The following is a 3666-nucleotide window of genomic DNA, read 5'->3' as shown; positions in this document are numbered from 1 at the left end:
CACCATCGGCGTGACTCCTGGAGAACGTTTTGGTCATGACACGGGACCCTTCCGAAAATCACGCCACACAGCCGCCGGTGAAATATGTGCAGGTAGCCCGCAACCACGCTTCTATTAGGGCGCGCATCCAATGGCGCCAAAAACAGCGTGGCCCCCGTTCCTGGGAGATCAACCCCTAAGGGACTCTTGCGCAACACATCTTGTGCACTGATTCCTGCGGTGTCAATAGTTTCACCGACCGCAACAGCCGTAATCCATTCCGTCTGTTCAATAGTCGTTCACTATGCCCCCTCTCACCCTGAGAAGGGGAACGCCCCCAACATGTAACCCGGGCCAGAAATCCCTGCTGTCAAGGCATCCCCTTGACACTCACATCTTGACAAGATAGCTTGCGCAAGGATTCCTTAGGTTGCGAAAAACGCATGTACCGGGGTGCCGTCCCCCGGCCCAGCGCTCCGCCGTTCGCGGACAACCGAAACGGGTTATAGCGCACAGCCCCCACATTCTCGCCAGTAGCACCAGCCCGATTTCCAGAGGAGTTCCGTGCCATGACAAAGGCATTTTCCACGAGCAAAACAGCACGTGGATTGGGGGTCTGGAACTCCGAGGTCACCGCTATGTTACGAAAAGCTGGGTGGGAATCCCTGCTGGCTCTGCGCGCTAAAGAGCATCCTGATGGACCCGCTGTAGTGGGTCCGCGCCTGACCCTTTCCCACGCCGAACTCGACCGGCGCACCGCCGTACTCGCCGGGCTGCTGCGCGGGCACGGGGTGGTCCCGGGACAGGTCGTCGCCGTGCGCGCGCAGGACCCGGTGAACGGCCTGGTCGCGATGCTCGCCGTACTGCGGACGGGCGCCGCCCATCTCGCGCTCGACCCCGCCGCCCCCGCCGACCGTCACCGGTTCACCCTGCGGGACAGCTCCGCCCGCCTTCTCCTCAGTGACGACAGCGACGGTGGCGACGTCCTGGGGGAGCTCCCCCTGGTACGGCTCGACGCGAACCTCGGTGACGAGACGGCCGAGGCGGCCGGCCTCACCCCGCCCGACCCGGCCCACCCCGCCTATCTCGTGTACACCTCCGGCACGACCGGCAGGCCCAAGGGCGTCAGCGTCTCGTACGGCGCGCTGGCCGAGCACCTCGCCGGGATCGGCGAGCGGTTCGGACTGCGTGAGGACGACCGTGTCCTGCGGTTCGCGCAGCCGTACGTGGACGTCTCCGTCGAACAGGCGCTCGCGCCGCTGACCGTCGGGGCGACCGTCGTCTTCGGCGAGGAGCGCGCCCCCGCGATCGGCGACCTCCTCGACCTCCTGCGTCGTGAGCGGGTCACCGTCGCCAACCTGCCCGCCGGTTACTGGAACGAGCTGGCCCTCGGACTCGACCGGACCCCCCTGCCCGAGGGGCACAGCCTCCGGCTGATGATCTCCGGCAGCGAGCGGATGTCCCCCCGGGCCGCCCGTTCGTGGCTTCGGCACGCCCCGGACGTGCGGCTGCTCAACGCCTACGGACCGACCGAGTGTGTGATCACCGCGACCGTCCACGAGGTGACCGAGGTCGTGACGGACGAGATCCCGATCGGCACCGCCTGCGGCGAACGGGTGCTCCACGTCCTCGACCAGGACCTCACGCCCTGCCCGCCCGGGGTCGCCGGGGAGCTCTACGTCGGCGGCGGCCCCCTCGCCCTCGGCTACACGGGACAACCCGGGCTGACGGCCCAGCGCTTCGTGCCCGACCCGTACGGTGCCCCCGGCGCGCGTATGTACCGCACCGGCGACCTCGTCCGCCTCGACGCGGACGGAAGGCTGGACTTCCTCGGCAGGACCGACGACCAGGTCAAGATCCGGGGACACCGCGTCGAGCCCGCGGAGACCCAGCGGGTCCTGGAGCAGCACCCGGCGGTACGACGGTGCGCGGTGCTCGGCCGGGACGACGAGGACGGCAGGACCCGGCTCGTCGGCTACGTGGTCACCGAGACGCCGAACGTCGGGGAGCTGATGGCGTTCCTGGCCGACCGGCTGCCCGCCTACCTGCTGCCCGCGCACCTGATCCCGCTGGACCGGCTGCCGCTGACCGAGGGCGGCAAGCTCGACCGCGACGCGCTGCCGCCGCTCCCGCGCGGCCCGGAACACGGCGAGGGGACCGAACCCCCGCGGACCGAGACGGAACAACTGCTGGCCGACCTGTGGCAGGAGGTCCTCGGCGTCGGGAGCGTCGGACGCGGTGACGACTTCTTCGCGCTCGGCGGTGACTCGCTCGCCGCGCTCCGCATCACCGCCAGGCTGTTCGGCCACTTCGGCAAGGGCCTGTCGCCCCAGGCCGTCTTCGCCACCCCGGTCCTGGCCGACCTGGCGGCGCGACTCGACGCGGAACGCGCCCCCCAGCCGGCTCCGGCCCCCGAGCCTGAGCCCGCCGCGCCGTACGAGGAGGAGGGCAGGCCGCTCTCCCTCGGGCAGCACGCCCTGTGGCTGGCCGAGCAGTGGAACCCGGGCGCGCCGCTCTACAACGTGCCGTGGCTGTTCCGGCTGCGAGGCGAGATCGACGTCCCGGCGCTCGAACGGTCCCTGAACGCGCTCGTCGAACGGCACGAGGCCCTGCGCACCGCCTTCCCCGCCACCCTCGGCGAACCGGAGCAGGACGTCCTGCCCCCCTCCCCCGTACGGCTCACCGTCGAGGAGTACTCCGAGGAGGTCGTCGCCCGCGAGGCCCGCAGGCCGTTCGACCTGGAGCGGGGGCCGTTGCTGCGGACCCTGCTGACGCGCGACGGCGAGGACGGCTGGGTGCTGCTGGTCGTCCTGCACCACATCGTGTGGGACGAGTGGTCACTCGGCGTCTTCGAGACCGAACTGGCCGAGATCTACGCCGCCACCCTCGACGGCAGGGAGCCCCAGCTCGCCGAGCTGCCCACCCGCTCCCGCGACCACGCCGTACGGCAGCGCCGCCTGGTGCGCGGGAACACCCTGGACGAGGGGATCGCCTACTGGGAGCGCAGGCTCGAAGGCGCCCCGAGGGAACTCGACCTGCCCACCGACCGTGTCCCCGGGGAGCGGACCCCGGCAGGCGCCGCCGTGCGGTTCGACCTCGGGGCCGACCTCGCGGAGCGGGTGCGCGACCTGGCGCGGGCGGAGGGCGCGACGCCGTTCATGGTGCTCCTGGCCGCCTTCTGCCTGACGCTGCGCGGCCGTACCGGGCAGGAGGACCTCGTCGTCGCCACGCCCGTCGCCGACCGGGAGCACGACGAGGAGGGCCTGATCGGCTACTTCGTCAACCTGGTCCCGCTGCGGGTGCGGGCACGGACGGACGTGGGCTTCCGCGAACTGCTCGGCCAGGTGCGTGAGGACGTGCTCGCCGACCTCGGCCACCAGGACGTGCCCTTCCAGCTCCTCCTCGACCGTGTCGCCCGCGACCACTCGGGGGAACGCGCCGCCTTCGCCCAGGTCGCCTTCGAGATGCACCGCCACGACGCCCGCCCGGTACGGCTCGGCACGGCGACGGGGACCCGCGAGCTGGTCCCGACCGGAACCTCGAAGTTCGACCTGACCTGGCAGATCACCGACGACGGCGAGCGGATCTTCGGCGTCGTCGAGTACAGCACGGACCTGTTCGACGCCGCGACGGTCGCGGGGCTGGCCGCCGGGTGGCGGGACACGCTGCGGAGGGTCGCGGAGGTTC

At 70.7% G+C, this 3666-nt stretch carries 1 protein-coding gene; it reads left to right on the top strand.

Features of this window, described 5'->3' with window-relative positions; all coding sequences use genetic code 11:
- Window positions 1-689: 689 nt before the first annotated feature.
- The coding region (locus ACIBVQ_RS40475) for an amino acid adenylation domain-containing protein (RefSeq protein ID WP_399184259.1) at window positions 690-3666 on the top strand (2977 nt) is incomplete at its 3' end.

Source organism: Streptosporangium sp. NPDC049376, assembly GCF_044466505.1.
Taxonomy (GTDB): domain Bacteria; phylum Actinomycetota; class Actinomycetes; order Streptosporangiales; family Streptosporangiaceae; genus Streptosporangium.
This window is presented reverse-complemented; position numbering and strand designations above follow the sequence as displayed.